Raw genomic sequence first — 18,218 nt, 5'->3', positions numbered from 1 at the left:
ATTAACGGAAAAAGCTGAAGCTCTTATCCGGCAACTTCGTCTTTCAGGGCTTTTCCCGGCTTGAACTTCACAACTTTCTTGGCGGGAATGGTGATGGTTTTTCCTGTCTGGGGGTTACGGCCCTGGCGTTCGGCTCTGTCGCCCGTGGTAAATGTACCGAAACCAACAAGAGTCACATCGTCGCCGGCTTTCAGCGAAGAGGTCACAACATTGATAAAGGCATTGACGGATTTCTCTGCGTCAACTTTGGTCAGATTTGCCTGGGCGGCAATTTTTTCTACAAGTTCTGCTTTGGACATAGCACATGTTTTTTTATTGGACTGAAACTTATTCTATAGAAAGGTACTAATGGAATGAATTTAAACAGTACTTCTTAAAGATGCAATCCTTTTTTCTCCATAAAACCTCACAGGACGGGGATTTGAATTGGTCAGGAGCTATGTTATATTCAATTTTTACACGATTATACCAAAAATAAGTCCATGACTTCCATAAGCAATGTCTCCAAAGGCGCCATCATCCGCTTCAAGGGAGAGCCCCATATCGTAGAAAGTCTTGTCCACCGTACACCCGGCAACCTCAGAGCCTTCTACCAGGCAAACATGAGAAACCTGAAAAGCGGCCGCAATGTGGAATACCGGTTCAGCGCCACGGAATCAGTTGATGTCATCATAACCGAACGCAAAGAGTACCAGTACCTTTATATGGACGGGGCAGACTATGTCATGATGGACTCAACCACATTTGACCAGATCAATGTATCGGAAGCCGCCATCGGCAGTGGATCGCGTTTCATCAAGGACGGCATCACGCTCACTATTGTCTTTTCTGACGATGGTGCCATTCTCAGTGTTGAACTTCCTACCTTTGTAGAAGTAGAGGTAACTGAAACCAGCCCGGCATCAAAAGATGACAGGGCAACCAGCGGAACCAAACCAGCCATTGTGGAAACCGGAGCCGAGGTCAATGTACCGATGTTCGTCCAGAACGGAAGCGTCATACGGGTCGACACCCGCAGCGGCGACTACATTGAACGAGTAAAAAAGTAACATCCCCGCACAAGCGGAACGCAAACGAATGTAACCCTAAGTCCCATTTATCATGAATCTTAACGAAATCAAGCAGCTTATTGACCTTGTCAATAGTTCTGATCTTCAAGAAACCATCATTGAAGAGGGAGAATTCAAAATCACCCTGCGCCGCTCACTCCCGCATGAAGCAGTTGCTGTTGCCTGTGCCCCCGCATCGCCAGCTCCAGCCGTTCCGCAGGTCGCCGCACCTGCTGCTGCAGCAGAAACAGTTGTAACAGCTCAGGCTTCAGGCCTGACCGATGTCTGCTCGCCGATTGTCGGCACCTTCTATCAGGCATCATCCCCGGATACCGCACCGTTTGTGAGCGTTGGCGACAGTGTCAAAAAAGGTGATATCCTCTGCATCATTGAAGCCATGAAACTCATGAATGAAATTGAGGCAGAAATCAGCGGCACCGTTGCTGAAGTACTGGTAGAGAACGGTCAGCCGATTGAATATGATCAGCCGCTGTTCCGCATCAAACCATAAACAATTTCACATACCACGACCTTGTTCAAGAAAATACTCGTTGCAAACCGGGGTGAAATAGCCCTGCGCATCATGCAGACATGCCGGGAAATGGGCATCAGCACAGTTGCAGTCTATTCAACAGTCGATGCCGAATCCATTCATGTCCGCTACGCAGATGAAGCCGTCTGCATAGGACCGGCCCTCTCACGGGAGAGCTATCTCAATATCCCCCGGCTGATTGCGGCTGCAGAGGTCACCAATGCCGATGCAATTCATCCGGGCTACGGATTTCTTGCTGAAAACGCCGAATTTGCGGATGTCTGCGCGTCCGCCAATATCAAGTTCATCGGACCTACGGCTGAAATGATCAACCGTATGGGCGACAAGAATACCGCCAAGTCCACCATGATAGCGGCCGGCGTACCGGTTGTTCCCGGAAGCCCCGGTCTGGTGACCGATCTGAAAGAGGCAGTCGAGACAGCAAAAAAAACCGGCTACCCCGTCATCATCAAACCAACTGCCGGTGGCGGCGGAAAAGGGATGCGCGTAGTGCATGAAGAGAGCCAGATTGAAAAGGCCCTCAATACCGCCCGAAGTGAGGCTGAACAGGCTTTCGGCAACAGCGGCGTCTATATTGAAAAGTTTCTGGAAAACCCCCGTCATGTTGAAATTCAGATCATGTCTGACCAGCACGGCAACACCATCCATCTGGGTGAACGCGACTGCACGGTGCAGCGTCGCCACCAGAAACTCATAGAAGAGACCCCCTCACCAGCTGTCAATGATGCCTTGAGAAAGAAAATGGGTGACGCTGCTGTTGCTGCAGCATCGGCAATCAACTATGAAGGAGCCGGGACCATAGAGTTTCTCCTTGACCGCCATCAGAACTTCTACTTCATGGAGATGAACACCCGCATACAGGTGGAGCATCCCGTGACCGAGGAGCGCTATGATGTTGACATCGTCAAGGAGCAGATTCTGGCTGCATCAGGAGAATCACTTGAAGGCCGCCAGTTTACCCCGAGAGGCCACTCAATCGAGTGCCGCATCAATGCTGAGGATCCGGAGCACATGTTCCGCCCCTCACCGGGGAAACTGCAGGTATTCCACACACCAGGTGGTCACGGCGTTCGGGTAGACTCGCACTGCTATGCAAGTTATGTAGTACCATCAAACTACGACTCCATGATTGCCAAGCTGATTGTAACCGCACACACCCGGGAGGAAGCAATCGCCCGTATGTCGCGCGCTCTTGACGAATTCATTGTTGTTGGCATCAAAACCACCATCCCCTTCCAGAAACAGGTAATGCACGATACAGTCTTCCAGAGCGGAGAGTTCGACACCAGCTTCCTTGACACATTCCGGTTCGAGAAATAATCGGCAAATCAAAGACTCTGGATCAAAGAGAACCCACAACAGAAAAGGGCTGCCTCAAAAAGGCAGCCTTTTCTGTTTGCCATCATCCCTCGTCATGCGCCGTACAAAGAAAGTAAGAGTTGGGGACACTCATGACTGAGTGTACTAGAGAAGTACACTCAGTCATGAGTGTCCCCAACTCTTCCCAACTCTTACAACTCTAAGGGAAACAAAAAGAGGCCCTTAGGGGGCCTCTTTTGTGGTGTTCGTGTTGCTCGTTGGTGCTGAAATCCTTAGGCGTCTTCTTTTGCCGGGGCCTCTGCTTCAGGCTCTCCTATGAGTCGGAGAGTCTTGTATTTTTTGAGGCCGGTTCCTGCCGGAATCAGCTTGCCGACAATAACATTCTCCTTGAGACCTGCCAGATGGTCGACCTTGCCGGCTACTGCGGCGTCGGTAAGCACCTTGGTTGTCTCCTGGAATGATGCAGCGGAAATAACGCTTTCGGTCTGCAGTGCGGCACTGGTTATGCCGAGCAGCACAGGGTGCGATGTTCCCTGCAGCGCAGGTTCGTATGCGATCATGACTTTACCGTTCTTGCGAAGTTCGCGGTTGAGCTTGGTGATGTCGCGCAGTTTCTGCAACTCCTCGTCCTGCATTCTGGCAGGTGCATCTCCTCTTTCCGTGATGCGGACTTTCTCGGCAACGCTTTCGTTGGCTTCAAGGAATGCACTGCGGTCAATGAGGTCACCGGGAAGCATCTCTGTATCACCAGGCTCTTCAACGCGAACTTTCTGAAGCATCTGACGAACAATGACTTCAAGATGCTTGTCGTTGATTTCAACACCGGCGTTGATCTGGTATACTTTCTGGATTTCGTTGACCAGATACTGCTGCACCGCATTGGGGCCCTGAATACGGAGAATGTCCTGAGGGGAAACGGCGCCATCGGTCAGCGGATCGCCTGCCTTGACTTCGTCACCTTCGTTGGCGAGCACATGCTTTCCAACCTGGACATAGTATACCTTCTCTTCTCCGAAGTCGTTCTTCACCTTGATCTCCTTGCTGCTCCGACGCTGTGAACCGAAGCTGACATAGCCGTCAATTTCAGTGACAATTGCAGGGTCGGAAGGAATACGGGCTTCAAACAGCTCGGTAACCTTCGGCAGACCGGCGGTAATATCGCCACCACTGCGGTCAAGGTTGCGTGGCACCTTTGCCATAATATCACCGGGAACAACTTTCTGACCGTCTTCGACATAGAGGTTCGACTTGATCGGCACGGGATAGGTCTTGCGGACCTCTCCTGTTTCATCCACAATCATCAGACGGGGCTCGCGGGTTTCGGTTGCCCGAAGCTTGGAACGCCAGTTGATGATGGTGTGCTGGGCAAATCCTGTCTGAGGATCAACCTCCTCTTTGTAGGTGACACCTTTTTCAATGTCGGCGAATTTGATGGTACCGTTGATTTCAGCGATAATCTGCGTGCTGTTGGGCTCGCTGCTGAACAATACCTGGTCTTTGCGGACAAGGTCACCGGCCTTGCATGCGAGATGCGCACCGTGAGGAACAACATAGCGCTTGAGAACCTTGCCGCTGTCGGAATCAACAAGGTTGATTTTGCCGTTCTTCTGAATGACAATGACGCTGTCCTCCTCGACACCATCTTCATTGATGGCTGAGTGGTCTACTGTTTTAATATCCTCAAACTGAACGGTTCCATCATTCACAGCCTTTGTTTCAGTTTCGGAGATCCCACCCTGTGCGGTACCGCCCTGATGGAAGGTACGAAGGGTCAGCTGCGTGCCCGGTTCACCGATTGACTGGGCAGCAATAACGCCGACAGCCTCACCGATTTCAACCGGCTTGTGAACCGAGAGGTTGGTACCGTAACATTTCGAGCATATACCCTGTTTGGCTTCACAGGTCAGCACCGAGCGGATTTCAGCCTCTTCAACTCCGGGAGTGTCTTGAATGAGTTCGGCATGAGCGTCCGTAATGGTTTCACCGGCAGGGACAATGACATTTCCGGTTATGGTATCAACAATGTCGCGGGCGGTAACGCGGCCACGAATTTTTTCACGGAACTTGATCTGACCGCTGGTCTCTTCTTCAATGTTGCGATAAATGAGGAGGCCGCGGGTCGTGCCGCAGTCTTCCATGGTCACAATCACATCCTGTGCCACATCGTGCAGTCTTCTGGTAAGGTAACCGGCATCGGCTGTTTTCAGCGATGTATCGGACAGACCTTTTCTGGCACCGTGGGTGGAGATGAAGTACTCAAGAACGGTAAGCCCCTCCTTGAGGTTTGAAATAATCGGGTTCTCAATAATCTCGCCCGGCTGTCCCGACATGGACTTCTGCGGACGGGCGATAAGCCCCCTCATGCCTGTAAGCTGACGAACCTGCTCGCGGGAACCACGGGCACCGGAGTCAAGCATCATGTAGAGTGGATTGAATCCCGCACGATCCTTCTTGAGAATCTGGTATGACTCCTCAGCAACAATGTTGGAGGTTTTCTGCCATACATCAACAATCTGGTTGTAGCGCTCGTTGTCGGTAAGAGTACCACGGTTGTACTCTTTGACAACCCTGGTGCTGTCGCGCTGAGCTCCCTTGATGTGCTTCGCCTTGGTTTCCGGAACAATGGCGTCAGACAGACTGACTGAAAGACCGCCCTTCATTGCGTAGAAGAACCCAACCTGCTTGATGTTATCGAGGAAGCGGGCGGTTTCAACATTACCGACCTCGCTGGAGAGGCGGCCGATAAGCTCTTTGGCGCCCTTTTTATCAATAACGCGGTTGATGAACCCTATCTCGTCAGGCACACTTTCGTTGAATATGACCCTTCCTACTGTTGTAAGAATCAGCTTCTTCTGTTCAAGCTGTGATTTCAGCCATGTGTGCTTTTCGGTGCCGGGCTCTACGACAAGATCAAGTACGCGCAGTGGATCAAACTTCTGGTCTATGCGGCCTGTGTGCTGAATGAAGATCTGCGTATGAAGACCAACGCGCTCTTCATTATGGGCAATCAGTACATCCTCACGGCTGTAGAACACAGAACCTTCACCAACACCGCCTGAGCGGGATTTCGTCAGGTAGTACATGCCGAGTACCATGTCCTGGGAAGGAACGGTAACGGGCTTTCCGGACTGGGGAAGAATCAGGTTGTGTGACGAGAGCATAAGGAGTGATGCCTCAAGCTGCGCCTCCTGCGACAGAGGTACATGCACAGCCATCTGGTCACCGTCAAAGTCAGCGTTGAAGGCTGTACAGACAAGCGGGTGAAGCTGGATTGCCTTTCCTTCTATCAGCGTTGGCTGGAAGGCCTGGATACCGAGACGGTGAAGGGTCGGAGCACGGTTAAGGAGCACCGGACGACCGTCGATTACCTTTTCAAGAACATCCCAAACAACTGGATCCTTCTTATCAATAAGCTTTTTGGCTGATTTCACCGATTTAGCAATACCACGCTCAACAAGCCTCCTGATGACAAAGGGCTGGAAGAGCTCAATGGCCATGCTTTTCGGCAGACCACACTGGTGCAGTTTGAGTTCCGGGCCAACCACAATAACTGAACGGCCGGAGTAATCAACGCGCTTACCCAGGAGGTTCTGGCGGAAGCGTCCCTGTTTTCCCTTGAGGGAGTCAGAAAGCGATTTGAGGGGCCTGTTCGATTCACCGGTCTTGACAGCGTTGGCCTTACGGGAGTTGTCGAACAAAGCATCAACGGCTTCCTGCAGCATCCGCTTTTCGTTGCGGAGAATAACCTCCGGGGCGCGGATGTCTATCAGTTTTTTAAGCCTGTTGTTGCGGATGATCACACGACGGTAAAGGTCGTTGAGATCTGAAGTGGCAAAACGCCCGCCTTCGAGCGGAACAAGGGGACGAAGTTCGGGAGGAATGACCGGTATGGCCTCCATTACCATATACTCAGGCTTGTTGCCTTCGTAGATGTAGGGCTCGGGCATTTCATCCTCAGGGAAAAGCCCTGTTGACTTTTTGCGTACTTTGCGATGCGGCTCGTAGCTCTTACGGAAAGCCTCAACAACTTTAAGGCGTTTAAGCGCATCGGCGCGTTTCTGCTCGGAGCTGCTCTCTTTGAGAATGGTCCGAAGATGTACGGCTGATGCGTCGAGATCCAGGTTGCGGAGGAGCAGGTGAATAGCCTCACCGCCCATTTTAGCAACAAACTTCGCAGGATCAGAATCGTCCAGGTCCTGGTTGTCTTCAAACTCGGTAATGATCTGGAAGTACTGCTCCTCAGTCAGGCGGTCAAGCTTTTTAATCCCCTGCTTTTCGCCCGGCTCACCGGGATTGATGACCACATAGACTTCGTAATAGATGATCCTCTCAAGTTCTTTTGTTGAGAGGTCGAGCAGGGCACCGATTTTACTTGGCACTGAACGGAAGAACCATGTGTGCACAACCGGAACGGCCAGGGCAATATGCCCCATGCGCTCGCGCCGCACGCTCTTGGTTGTCACCTCCACGCCGCAGCGGTCACAGATAATTCCTTTATAGCGGACCCTCTTGTACTTTCCGCAGTAGCACTCCCAGTCCTTCGTGGGACCGAATATTTTTTCGCACATCAGACCGTCCCGTTCAGGCTTGAAGGTACGGTAGTTGATGGTTTCAGGTTTCAATACCTCTCCGCGCGAGTGTGCAAGAATGCTTTCAGGCGAAGCGATGCTGAACTTAATCCTTGAAAAATCACCTTTAAGCGGCGATGCTCCCTGTGAGAAAATCATAGTCAATATCCTGGTTAAACGACTCGTTTCAACTTTCGTTACTGCTGCAAAAGGCCACCGTGGCTCTTAAGGGTCTAAGGGACACGGTCGTCGATACGGACCTCAAGACCAAGGCCCTGCAGCTCTCTGATAAGCACATTGAAGGATTCAGGAATTCCCGGATCGGGTAGATTCTGACCCTTGACAATTGCCTCATATGTTTTGTTGCGGCCAATGACATCATCACTTTTGACTGTCAGCATCTCCCGGAGAATATTGGCTGCACCGTATGCCTCAAGTGCCCAGACCTCCATTTCACCGAACCTCTGACCACCAAACTGAGCCTTTCCGCCCAGTGGCTGCTGGGTTATAAGGGAGTATGGACCGGTTGAACGGGCGTGAATCTTGTCGTCAACAAGGTGGCTCAGTTTGAGCATATAAATGTAGCCTACAGTCACCTCGTCATCGAACCGCTCGCCTGTACGGCCGTCGTAAAGACTGACCTTGCCGTGGGCAGGAAGTCCGGCGCGTTCAAGTTCTGCCTGAACCTCTTCGTAAGTGGCACCGTTGAAAATCGGGGTCTTGAATTTGACACCGAGCGTTTTGGCTGCCCATCCGAGCGAAGTTTCATAGAGCTGACCGATGTTCATACGACTCGGCACACCGAGAGGATTAAGCACAATGTCAACCGGCTTTCCGTCGGCCATGAACGGCATATCCTCAATAGGCAGAATTTTACCGACAACACCTTTGTTTCCGTGACGGCCGGCCATTTTGTCGCCAACCTGAATCTTGCGTTTCTGAGCAATGTAGACTTTTGCCAGCTCCTCGATTCCGGGAGGCAGTTCGTCGCCCACATTGACCTTGTATTTTTCATTCTCTCTCTCGTCTGCAAGGTCCTTCAGCTTGAAGCGGAACTCCTTGACAAGACGGATGACGCTGTCATCAACCTTCTTTGTTCCGGTAATTCCATTGGAGAAATCAACCGTCTCAAGGAATGAGAGGCCTGCAAATTTCGAGATGAGTGCAGCGTCAAACTTTGCACCCGCAGCAGCAAGTGTTTTTCCTTTGTCGCTCTGAAGACCGGTGGTCTCTTTGCCCTGAAGAATCTTGTGAAGCCATTTTTCAAAGCTGATACGCAGATCCTGCTCACGGCGTTCGAAACGGCTGTCTATAAGCTCAAGCTTTTCTTTAACATCCATCCCAACCTTTTTCTTGCGGCTGAAGAGCTTTGTCTTGATGACAATGCCTTTCATACCGGCGGGCACATGCATGGAGGCATCTTTCACATCGCTCGACTTATCGCCGAATATTGCCCGAAGAAGCTTTTCTTCAGGAGTAGGATCGCTCTCGCCTTTCGGGGTGATTTTACCCACAAGGATATCGCGCTCCTTGACTTCAGCTCCAATGCGCACGATACCGTTCTCGTCAAGGTTACGAAGTGCTTCGTCACTGACATTGTAGATGTCACGGGTAAACTGCTCTTCGCCCCGTTTGGTGTCACGGACATTTGCCTCGAACTCATGAACATGGATGGAGGTGAACACATCGTCATACACGAGGCGCTCGCTGAGAATGATTGCATCCTCAAAGTTATATCCACGCCACGGCATGAAAGCAACCAGCACATTCTTTCCAAGGGCAAGTTCGCCATTCTCGGTAGAGGAACTGTCGGCCAGCACGGTTCCTTTTTCGACCTTCTGACCATTGTGCACAAGCGGCTTCTGCGAAATGCAGGTATCCTGGTTGGAACGCTTGAACTTGATCATCCGGTAGGTCTTCAGCCCCTCATCAGGATCGAGCAGCGAAAGCTCTTCATTGCTGTCGGGGTTGATGTCGTAACGGACCTTGATATATTCGGCCGTCACCTCTTCAACCACACCTGAACCCTCACCAAGGCAGACAGAACGGGAATCGCGCGCAACCTTTTCCTCCATACCGGTTCCCACCACAGGGGCCTCTGAGGTCAAAAGAGGCACGGCCTGGCGCTGCATGTTCGCACCCATCAGGGCGCGGTTACCGTCATCATGCTCAAGGAAGGGAATCAGTGCCGCCGCCGCGCTGACAATCTGCACGGGAGAAACATCCATATAATTGACATCCTCTGAAGGCACAAGAGGGTAATCGCCCTTTGTCCTTGCCTGCACGGATTCGTCAACAATGGTGTTTTTATCATCAAGTTTAATGCTGACAGGTACGGTAATCTTGTTCTCTTCATCCTCAGCAGAAAGCATGAGGACCTCATCCGTCACATGGCCCTTGTTGACCACGCGGTAAGGTGTCTGGATGAATCCCTTATCGTTGATTTCTGCATAGACGGAGAGCGAGGAAATCAGACCGATGTTTGGGCCCTCAGGAGTCTCAATCGGGCAGAGCCTGCCATAGTGGGTATAGTGGACATCGCGAACCTCGAAACCTGCACGCTCGCGTGTAAGACCGCCGGGTCCGAGAGCCGATACCCTCCGCTTGTTGGTCATTTCGGCCAGCGGATTGGTCTGGTCCATGAACTGTGAAAGCTGGCTGGTGGCAAAAAAGCTCGACACCACGCTCGACACTGTCCTGGCGTTGATGAGATCACTGGGGGCAATTTTGTCGGAGTCGCGCGAGTTGAGTTTTTCGCGGACATTTTTGCCCATCCGGGCAAGCCCGATAACAAACTGTGCGGCAAGCTGCTCACCAACAGAGCGGACTCGACGGTTTGCCAGATGGTCCACATCATCAACCTCAGCCTGGCCGTTGACCAGCTTGATGAGATAGTTGATGACAGAGATGATGTCATAGTGGGTCAGAACCAGCGTGTCTTCACCGACCGGTTCGTCCGAGAATGACTGAATAGTCTGATTGATTTTTGCACTGATGGCATCAGAGAGTTCCTTAAGCTCTCCCTTTCCGGCAAGATAGCTCTCAAGCTCAGAAAACTCATTGCTGAGCTTTTTGCGGATCCTGTAACGACCGACCTCACCAAGGTCATACTTCTTCTGATTGAAGAATGTGCGCTCAAGGAAGCTGCGCGCCGCATCAATATCGGGAGCCTCATTGGCCCTCAGTTCTTCATAGACAATCTCAAGCGCCTCCTCTTCGGTAGCGGAACTGTCGTTGAGGATGGTATTGCTCACAATGGACTTATCCTGTCCCTTGTCTCCACCATTGAAGGTTTTCATCACCTTCACGCTTTTCTGTCCGGCGGCTATGATCTGCTCCAGCACCTCTTCGGTAATTGCCGTTCTTGCGCTGACAACCTCACCGGTGTTCATGTCAACAATGTCGGCTGCAAGATACTGGCCGATAAGGCGATCTTTTTTGACACCTTTGAGCTGAACCTCTTCAACAAGGTCAAACAGGCCAAGAATGTCTTCATCACGGGCAAACCCGATTGCGCGAAGCAATGCTGTGACCAGAAAGTTTTTCTTCTGATCTATATAGACAAAGATCTGGTTGTTGATGTCGGTCTGGAACTCAATCCACGATCCACGGGTCGGGACGATTTTAGCCGAATACATTTTCTTGCCGTTCGGGTGAACGGCTTCACTGAACACGACGCCGGGAGAACGGTGAAGCTGGGCGACAACAACGCGCTCTGCGCCATTGACGATGAAGGTACCCCGTTCGGTCATATAAGGAATCCGGCCGAGGTATACCTCCTGCTGGAGCGTCCCCTTCCAGTCGGTCTCGTCCGCCTCATCCTTGTAGGAAAGTTTCAGTTTTACCTTCAGGGAAACATCATAGGTAAGTCCTCGTTCAATACAGTCTTCCACCGTATACTTCGGCTTATCAAAGCTGTATGAGATATATTCCAGAAGGTACAGACCGCGAGTATCGGTAATGGGGAAAGCGCTCCGCAGAACCCGCTCAAGACCCTGATCGCGCCTTTTGGCAAGCGGCACACTGTCCTGAATGAAATTATGGAACGAATCAAGCTGGACTTTTAAAAGGTCGGGAGCTTTTATGACGCTTTGTATTTTCGAAAAATCAATACACGGTGTTGGTGTTGCATCAACCACTTTCACATGCACCTCGCTTTTATCAATTGCATGAAATCTATAGAGAGTAAGTCACAACAAAGAGCCGTTCAAACCCAACCGGCCACACTGGCACGGATGAAGCTCAGTCGCATCATCAAAGGACTACATTAAAACCACTACTTACACAAACAGACAAAGCTCCACCTCAATGTGAAGCGGAGCTTGCTGCATGAATTCGGCTAGGCAGAAATCACTTCAGCTCTACTGATGCGCCTGCATCCTTGAGCTCCTTAACGATCTTCTCTGCATCCTCTTTGGAAACAGCTTCCTTTACTGCCTTAGGTGCGCCATCAACAAGATCCTTCGCCTCTTTCAGGCCAAGACCAGTGATTGCGCGAACAACCTTGATGACATTGATTTTGCTGTCGCCGGCGGCGGTCAGCACAACATCAAACTCAGTCTGCTCTTCAGCTGCAGCTGCAGCAGGAGCTGCTGCGGCAACACCTGCAACCATTGCGGGGGCAGCGCTGACACCGAACTTCTCTTCAAGCGCCTTGACAAGTGCCGCTGCATCGGTAAGGGTAAGACCGCCAATTTCTTCTACAAGTGTTTCGATAGACATTATTTCCTCTCTCCTGTTTAATTGACTGATGTAAAAAATTGAGTGCGTAATAGACTTTGTGTGAACCTACTGCTTCTGCTTGCCGACCTGGTCGACCACAGAAACAAGATCCCTCATAACCGCGTTCATGACCATAGGAACGCTGGCAATAACATTGTTGATGATGCCCGCTGCCCGACCGATGTTTTCAGTTTTGGTCAGCATTTCAGACAGTACGCCAAGCTGATCAGCCTCAAAAACGACCCCATCAATGGCGGCCATCTTGAACTTGAGGGATTCATTATCCTTGCTGAACTTTTTAATTACCCGTGCCGGTGCAATCGGATCGTCATAACCGAACGCCACCCCTGTTGTGTTTTTCAGCGCGCCCGCAAGCCTGTCGGCCCCGGCAAGATCGCCGAGAGCTTTTTTGACCAGCGTGTTCTTGACAACACGATACTCTACCCCCGCTTTGCGAAACTCATTGCGCAACTCCGACATTCTGGAAACGCTCAACCCCTGAAATTCGGTAAGATATATCCCCTGTGACCGGCTCACCTTTTCGGTAACGCTCTGGACCACCTGTTCTTTTTTCTCTCGCTTCATCGTAATAAACCCGGTTTTTGTTAGGCGACAACTTTGTCCATTTTAACCCTCACGCTCGGAGACATGGTGCTCGACAGGGCTATTCCCTGTACATACAACCCCTTTGCCGCAGAGGGCTTCAGGCGAACAACCTCGCGGAGGAAGCTGGAAATGTTTGCCACCAGCTGATCGGCATCGAAAGAGACTTTACCAACAGGGGCGTGCACATTGCCTGCCTTGTCAACGCGGAACTCGATTTTGCCCGCCTTGACCTCTTTGACCGCCTTTGCTACATCCATGGTAACCGTTCCCGATTTCGGGTTCGGCATCAGACCGCGTGGTCCGAGGATCTTGGCAACTTTGCCAAGCTGCCCCATAACATCGGGGGTAGCAACGATCACATCAACACCGGTCCATCCGTTCTGGATTTTCTCGACATACTCTTCAAAGCCGACAAAATCAGCGCCAGCCTCTTCTGCCTCAGCCACTTTAGCCTCTTTGCAGACAACAAGCACCGAAACCGTTTTACCTGTGCCATGCGGAAGCATGACTGTCCCGCGGACCACCTGGTCGGCGTGACGAGGGTCAACACCAAGTTTCACCGCCACATCAACCGTAGCGTCAAACTTCGTTTTTGTAATTTCCCTGATTTTCGCAACAGCATCAGCGAGATCATACTCCTGATTCCGGTCGACCTGCGACGCTGCATCCCTGTAATTTTTTCCTGCCATCGATATATTTATGCAAGTGGTTAAAAAAGCGGCCGCGAAGCCTCCCACGATCTGTCAACTAAAAAAGCGTACTACTACCCTAACGAACTCTTCACTCCTCAATAACAATACCCATACTCCGGGCCGTACCCATAATCATCTCTTCAGCGCCGCGAAGATCAAAAGCATTGAGATCAGGCTTTTTCAGTTCGGCAATTTTCTTCACCTGCTCACGGGTAACGGTGCCAACCTTGTTACGGTTCGGCTCACCGGAACCTTTCTGCAAGCCAGCTTCCTTGAGAAGGAGTACAGCGGCAGGCGGAGTCTTGGTGATGAATGTGAACGACTTGTCAGTATAGACGGTGATGACCACAGGAATGATCATACCAGCCTCAGACTGGGTCTTTGCGTTGAACTGCTTGCAGAACTCCATAATATTCACGCCTTTCTGGCCAAGGGCCGGACCGACGGGAGGAGCCGGATTTGCACCACCGGCAGGAATCTGGAGCTTGATGAAACCGATTACTTTTTTTGCCATGTCCTCTTTCTGTTCAGAAGCTTACCAGAGCGGCAAGCCAATTGTTTTTATTGGGAAACTGATTTCACCTGCGAAAAGTCTAGCTCCGTCGGCGTGCTGCGCCCGAAGAAACTGATCATCACCTTCACTTTCATTCTTTCCGGGCAGACCTCATGAACAACGCCCGCCAGTGAACTGAACGGCCCATCAATAACCTTCACGGAATCGCCCACATTATATGGAGCCTCAACAACCGTCCTTTCAGTAACAGCATTCTCCGGCTGAAGAAGCTTTTCCACCTCGTCAGGACGAAGCGGGATCGGATTGTCATCAACGCCAAGGAAGCCCATGATTGAAGGAATATCCAGAATCAGGTTGCGGGTCTGCTTATCGAGCACCGCCTCAATAAGAACATATCCAGGAAACGCATTCTTGGTCATCGCGCGCTTCTTGCCGTTCTTTACCTCGATAAAACGCTCGTAAGGCACATAGACCTGCAGAATCTTGTCACCAAGACCACTGCGCTCCACCTCAGCCTCAATACCCTCCTTAACCTTCCGTTCATGTCCGGAATAGATTCTCAGAGCATACCAGCGCGCCACCGGAGCACCTTCCACTACACTGTCCTTATTTTTTGCGCCCATCAAACGACTTCCCGTTTTCTTACAGTAACTTCCCCATCGCAGAGCCAATCACCCAGTCAACAACAAAGGTGAAAAGCGCCAGAAGCCCCGACACAGTCAGGACAACAACGGTCAAATCTTTTATCTCTTCTTTGCCGGGCCACACAACCTTCCGCATCTCGTTGACGACATCACGGTAGTACTGAGAAGCCTTTGCGATATACTTATTCATGTATTCAGAGCCCGTAATAAACTTTGCGACAGAATCTCCAGCCTGCACGTCAGGAGGGACTCGAACCCCCAACCTGCGGTTTTGGAGACCGCTGCTCTACCAATTAAGCTACTGACGTGTACAAATAACAGTCATCCAGAAACCTGAGCTGATGATCGGACTTGAACCGATGACCTCTTCCTTACCAAGGAAGTGCTCTACCGACTGAGCTACATCAGCCTGACAATACAGGAAATAAAACCGTGGGTAGGGGAGGATTCGAACCTCCGAAGACATATGTCGACAGATTTACAGTCTGTTGCGTTTGACCGCTTCGCTACCTACCCATCAATCGTTCAGAGCTGGTGATGGGACTCGAACCCGCAACCTGCTGATTACAAATCAGCTGCTCTACCAATTGAGCTACACCAGCAGCTCAGTCAAAAAACAGGGCAGGTAATATACAGAGATGATTTACAAATACAAAAAAAAAGAGAGGGTTTTTAATTCGCCCGTGCACCCGACAAAAAACCTGCAAGACGCACGGCTGTATCGCGAGGAACAAGCCGTCCGGAAAAGGCAAGAATGGTGTCGAGCATGGTCGGGTATACCCGCATGCGGTTTTTCATCAGCCCCTTAAGGGCCGCCCTGACCACCACTTCGGGGGAGGATAGAGGGAGAATTTCGTTGGTCCGTTCATGACCGGCGGTCTGAAAAAAACCGGTATCAATAAATCCGGGGCAGACAGCACTGACCTTGACCCCATGCTCTTTAAGCTCTTCGTGCATTGATTCGGTGAGGCTGAGAACAAAAGCCTTTGTGGCGGCATAGAGCCCCAGACCCGGCACACCCTGCAGTCCGGTAATTGAGGCAATGTTGATGATCCCCCCTTTTTTTTCAGCTGCCATGTCGGCAGCAAAGAGGCGCGACAAGCGTGCAAGCGCCAACATGTTGACAGACATCAGCTCCTCTGCCTTTTCAGGGGGGATGGCCGAAAAATCGGAAGCGTGGGAGAGGCCTGCGCAATTGACAAGAATATCAACACTGATGCTGTGAGCAAGGCAGAACTCATGAACGCGGCCGGGCGCATCGGGACAGCAGAGATCCTGACGGCAGACGAGAACCTCGACTTTGCGTGAGCGGAGTTCTTCTGCGAGTGCCGCAAGGCGCTCTCCGGAGCGGGCAACCAGTACAAGGCTATTGCCCCGCCGTGCGAACTCGCGGGCAAATGCCTCGCCGATGCCCATGGAAGCACCGGTTATCAGTGTGGCGCGCATGAGACCTCAGCCCTCCACCTTGTCAACCCATCTGCCTCTCTCCCGAATGAGGCCAATGAGGCGCTCAACCGCTTCGTCCTCAGGCAGATTTTCTTCAACACACTCTCTTCCCACATAGAGGCTGATGCGGTTTTTCCCGGCGCCAACATATCCGAAGTCAGCATCGGCCATCTCTCCCGGACCATTGACAATACAGCCCATAATGCCGATTTTGAGCCCTTTGAGATGAGCCATCCGTCCTTTGATGGAAGCAGCGGCTTTTTCAAGATCAAAATAGGTTCTCCCGCAGCCCGGGCATGAGATGAACTCCGTTTTTGACATTCTTATGCGTGCCCCCTGCAGAATATTCAGGGCAAGATTGATTTCATCTGCCGGCTCGAGCACGCTCTCAAGCGAAATCATGTCGCCGATACCATCCGAAAACAGAGAGCCGGCCTGAACTGCGCTCTGAATGAGCACTGAAAGCCGATCCCGTTCAGTACTGCGGAATCGTACAACAACGGGCAGGGAGATACCAAGGCGAAGGCACTCTGAAACGAGTTTTCTGGTGGCGAAGAGGCCTGTATCGGAGAGGACTGAAAGAAACACCCGATCAACAGACAGCGAGCGGGCTTTTTGGGCAAGCATTCCAAGCACAGCGGCAGGAGCGGCAATGCCTGCGGCGTTGTGGATGAATGAAAACTCAACCGCCGGACGACCTGACAGGGCAAGACTGCTGACAAGCTCTTTAGGAAGCAGTTCCTCTTCTGCAATATCGAGCCGTACTTTGGCAACTTCTCTCTTGAGCAGCTCGGTAAACACACCTGTGTCGGCCGTAGAAGCATTCACCCTGCCGGCGGCATCTCCCAGGCGGGCAAGAAGAGCGTCAAAGGCCTGAAGATCCTCCCTGCTCCCTACAGGAACCGACACAAACTCTGAGCGGATGGCCTGTTCACCAAGATCGGGACGAAGCCGTTGAAGAGCCTCAGCCGTAGCGCCCTCAAGGTCGGAAAGCGGCACATGCAGAGCAGTTTCAACAGCGGGAGGTGCGTCGCCGCCAACCGGAATTCCGGCAAGCTCAACAGGTGAGGAAAGACGACGGGCATAACTGAATGGGCTGAAGGGTGCAAAGAGCGCGTCAGTCCCGCTGTTTTTCCCTTTCCAGTCTGCTTCCAGCAGATGCTTGAGGGGCAAATGTGCCCGCTCGCCTTTTATCAGATAAAAATCGTTGTATTTTTTCACAATGGCGAAGCCGACAGGAACCTCATTGACGGGATCTTCAGTCAGCGAGACCCTGATGGTGTCGCCCAGACCGTCTTCCAGAAGCGCCCCGATTCCCATGGCCGACTTGATGCGCCCTTCATCACCATCTCCCGCCTCGGTCACTCCCAGATGGAGGGGATACGCGTAACGAAGTTCACTGTCGGCCCTCTCCACAAGCAGCCTGTATGCCTGTATCATCACCCGCACATTTGACGACTTCATCGAAAAGAGGATATCATGGTAGCCGGCCTCTTCAGCCATCCGGGCAAATTCGAGCGCAGCCTCCACCATGCCGTCAGGCGAGTTCCCCCTGCGGCTGACAATCCGGTCGGAAAGGGAGCCATGGTTGGTACCGATACGCATGGAAACCCCGAGCCTCCGGGCCTTTTCCACAAGAGGGAGAAACTCACCTCTCACATACTCCAGTTCCGCACGATACTCCTCGTCCGTATAGTCTTCTCCAGGCGAACGCTTTGGGCGTGATGCATAGTTTCCCGGATTGATGCGGATGTTCTCAACAAACTCCACCGCCTTCATGGCAGCGCGGGCTGAAAAATGGATATCAGCAACAAGCGGAGTATCAATGCCTTCCCCGCGGAGCCGGTCACGAATAAGGCGAAGGCTGTCGGCATCTTTTTCGGTCGGAACAGTCAGCCGTATGATTTCGCAACCGGCATCCCGGAGACGGCGGCACTGCGCCACCGTAGCATCAACATCCGCCGTATGGGTGTTTGTCATCGACTCAACCCTGATGGGCTGGTACCCCCCTAACGAAATGGGGCCGAATGAAACTTCGCGGGTCAGGCGACGGCGGTACTGGTACATATCACTTGCTGGTTTTTCCGGAGCTGCCCCGGTTGAG

At 51.9% G+C, this 18,218-nt stretch carries 14 protein-coding genes and 4 tRNA genes; 3 read left to right on the top strand and 15 right to left on the bottom strand.

Going from position 1 to position 18,218, the window contains the following annotated elements; all coding sequences use genetic code 11:
* Positions 1 to 23: 23 nt before the first annotated feature.
* Positions 24 to 299 carry an HU family DNA-binding protein gene (locus EKD02_RS02335; RefSeq protein WP_126341564.1) on the bottom strand — a complete coding sequence of 92 codons (276 nt, stop codon included), beginning with the start codon at positions 297 to 299 and terminating at the stop codon, positions 24 to 26.
* Between the two features lie 183 nt (positions 300 to 482).
* On the opposite strand from EKD02_RS02335, the gene efp reads away from it, so the two are divergent.
* The 3 genes from efp to accC are packed head-to-tail and all read left to right on the top strand — an operon-like array spanning position 483 to position 2,922.
* Positions 483 to 1,049 carry an elongation factor P gene (efp, locus tag EKD02_RS02330; RefSeq protein WP_011890834.1) on the top strand — a complete coding sequence of 189 codons (567 nt, stop codon included), beginning with the start codon at positions 483 to 485 and terminating at the stop codon, positions 1,047 to 1,049.
* A 52-nt stretch (positions 1,050 to 1,101) separates the two neighbouring features.
* Positions 1,102 to 1,560 carry an acetyl-CoA carboxylase biotin carboxyl carrier protein gene (gene accB, locus EKD02_RS02325; protein ID WP_126341565.1) on the top strand — a complete coding sequence of 153 codons (459 nt, stop codon included), beginning with the start codon at positions 1,102 to 1,104 and terminating at the stop codon, positions 1,558 to 1,560.
* 21 nt (positions 1,561 to 1,581) lie between these two features.
* Positions 1,582 to 2,922, top strand: a complete 1,341-nt coding sequence (gene accC, locus EKD02_RS02320; protein ID WP_011890836.1) for an acetyl-CoA carboxylase biotin carboxylase subunit — start codon at positions 1,582 to 1,584, stop codon at positions 2,920 to 2,922.
* 272 nt (positions 2,923 to 3,194) lie between these two features.
* On the opposite strand, the gene rpoC is transcribed toward accC, so the two are convergent.
* The 14 genes from rpoC to ispG form a co-directional block, all read right to left on the bottom strand.
* Positions 3,195 to 7,649, bottom strand: a complete 4,455-nt coding sequence (gene rpoC / locus EKD02_RS02315; protein ID WP_126341566.1) for a DNA-directed RNA polymerase subunit beta' — start codon at positions 7,647 to 7,649, stop codon at positions 3,195 to 3,197.
* A 74-nt stretch (positions 7,650 to 7,723) separates the two neighbouring features.
* Positions 7,724 to 11,629: a DNA-directed RNA polymerase subunit beta gene (rpoB, locus tag EKD02_RS02310; protein ID WP_185805686.1), complete on the bottom strand. Its 3,906-nt coding sequence runs from the start codon at positions 11,627 to 11,629 to the stop codon at positions 7,724 to 7,726.
* A gap of 211 nt (positions 11,630 to 11,840) precedes the next feature.
* Positions 11,841 to 12,212: a 50S ribosomal protein L7/L12 gene (rplL, locus tag EKD02_RS02305; RefSeq protein ID WP_011890839.1), complete on the bottom strand. Its 372-nt coding sequence runs from the start codon at positions 12,210 to 12,212 to the stop codon at positions 11,841 to 11,843.
* A gap of 66 nt (positions 12,213 to 12,278) precedes the next feature.
* Positions 12,279 to 12,797 (bottom strand): 50S ribosomal protein L10, encoded by a 519-nt coding sequence (gene rplJ, locus EKD02_RS02300; RefSeq protein ID WP_126341568.1) that lies wholly within the window; start codon positions 12,795 to 12,797, stop codon positions 12,279 to 12,281.
* Positions 12,798 to 12,817: 20 nt separating this feature from the next.
* On the bottom strand, positions 12,818 to 13,507 hold the full coding sequence (gene rplA, locus EKD02_RS02295; RefSeq protein WP_126383617.1) for a 50S ribosomal protein L1: 690 nt from the start codon (positions 13,505 to 13,507) through the stop codon (positions 12,818 to 12,820).
* 91 nt (positions 13,508 to 13,598) lie between these two features.
* On the bottom strand, positions 13,599 to 14,024 hold the full coding sequence (gene rplK, locus EKD02_RS02290; protein ID WP_011890842.1) for a 50S ribosomal protein L11: 426 nt from the start codon (positions 14,022 to 14,024) through the stop codon (positions 13,599 to 13,601).
* Positions 14,025 to 14,071: 47 nt separating this feature from the next.
* Positions 14,072 to 14,647 carry a transcription termination/antitermination protein NusG gene (gene nusG / locus EKD02_RS02285; RefSeq protein ID WP_126341570.1) on the bottom strand — a complete coding sequence of 192 codons (576 nt, stop codon included), beginning with the start codon at positions 14,645 to 14,647 and terminating at the stop codon, positions 14,072 to 14,074.
* Between the two features lie 19 nt (positions 14,648 to 14,666).
* Positions 14,667 to 14,858 (bottom strand): preprotein translocase subunit SecE, encoded by a 192-nt coding sequence (secE, locus tag EKD02_RS02280; RefSeq protein ID WP_011890844.1) that lies wholly within the window; start codon positions 14,856 to 14,858, stop codon positions 14,667 to 14,669.
* A 45-nt stretch (positions 14,859 to 14,903) separates the two neighbouring features.
* Positions 14,904 to 14,976: transfer RNA gene (locus EKD02_RS02275), tRNA-Trp, on the bottom strand.
* A gap of 28 nt (positions 14,977 to 15,004) precedes the next feature.
* Positions 15,005 to 15,077 (bottom strand) — tRNA-Thr (locus EKD02_RS02270).
* A 24-nt stretch (positions 15,078 to 15,101) separates the two neighbouring features.
* Positions 15,102 to 15,184, bottom strand: a tRNA-Tyr gene (locus EKD02_RS02265).
* A gap of 13 nt (positions 15,185 to 15,197) precedes the next feature.
* Positions 15,198 to 15,270, bottom strand: a tRNA-Thr gene (locus EKD02_RS02260).
* A 70-nt stretch (positions 15,271 to 15,340) separates the two neighbouring features.
* On the bottom strand, positions 15,341 to 16,114 hold the full coding sequence (locus tag EKD02_RS02255; protein WP_126383615.1) for an SDR family NAD(P)-dependent oxidoreductase: 774 nt from the start codon (positions 16,112 to 16,114) through the stop codon (positions 15,341 to 15,343).
* A gap of 6 nt (positions 16,115 to 16,120) precedes the next feature.
* The gene (gene ispG, locus EKD02_RS02250) at positions 16,121 to 18,181 is read right to left on the bottom strand and encodes a (E)-4-hydroxy-3-methylbut-2-enyl-diphosphate synthase (RefSeq protein WP_126383613.1); all 2,061 of its coding nucleotides are present in this window, start codon (positions 18,179 to 18,181) and stop codon (positions 16,121 to 16,123) included.
* Between the last annotated feature and the right edge of the window lie 37 nt (positions 18,182 to 18,218).

Source organism: Chlorobium phaeovibrioides (genome assembly GCF_003968655.1).
GTDB lineage: Bacteria > Bacteroidota > Chlorobiia > Chlorobiales > Chlorobiaceae > Chlorobium > Chlorobium phaeovibrioides.
The sequence above is the reverse complement of the archived record's forward strand: the minus strand, read 5'-3'. Positions and strand labels throughout refer to the sequence as shown.

What these genes read in the sequence shown, in the direction of transcription:
- accB (WP_126341565.1), top strand. Translation starts at nt 1,102, where the DNA reads ATGAATCTTAACGAAATCAAGCAGCTTATTGACCTTGTCAATAGTTCT.
- rplK (WP_011890842.1), bottom strand. Translation starts at nt 14,024, where the DNA reads ATGGCAAAAAAAGTAATCGGTTTCATCAAGCTCCAGATTCCTGCCGGT.
- nusG (WP_126341570.1), bottom strand. Translation starts at nt 14,647, where the DNA reads ATGGGCGCAAAAAATAAGGACAGTGTAGTGGAAGGTGCTCCGGTGGCG.
- rplA (WP_126383617.1), bottom strand. Translation starts at nt 13,507, where the DNA reads ATGGCAGGAAAAAATTACAGGGATGCAGCGTCGCAGGTCGACCGGAAT.
- rplL (WP_011890839.1), bottom strand. Translation starts at nt 12,212, where the DNA reads ATGTCTATCGAAACACTTGTAGAAGAAATTGGCGGTCTTACCCTTACC.
- efp (WP_011890834.1), top strand. Translation starts at nt 483, where the DNA reads ATGACTTCCATAAGCAATGTCTCCAAAGGCGCCATCATCCGCTTCAAG.
- secE (WP_011890844.1), bottom strand. Translation starts at nt 14,858, where the DNA reads ATGAATAAGTATATCGCAAAGGCTTCTCAGTACTACCGTGATGTCGTC.
- ispG (WP_126383613.1), bottom strand. Translation starts at nt 18,181, where the DNA reads ATGTACCAGTACCGCCGTCGCCTGACCCGCGAAGTTTCATTCGGCCCC.
- EKD02_RS02255 (WP_126383615.1), bottom strand. Translation starts at nt 16,114, where the DNA reads ATGCGCGCCACACTGATAACCGGTGCTTCCATGGGCATCGGCGAGGCA.
- rplJ (WP_126341568.1), bottom strand. Translation starts at nt 12,797, where the DNA reads ATGAAGCGAGAGAAAAAAGAACAGGTGGTCCAGAGCGTTACCGAAAAG.
- EKD02_RS02335 (WP_126341564.1), bottom strand. Translation starts at nt 299, where the DNA reads ATGTCCAAAGCAGAACTTGTAGAAAAAATTGCCGCCCAGGCAAATCTG.
- rpoC (WP_126341566.1), bottom strand. Translation starts at nt 7,649, where the DNA reads ATGATTTTCTCACAGGGAGCATCGCCGCTTAAAGGTGATTTTTCAAGG.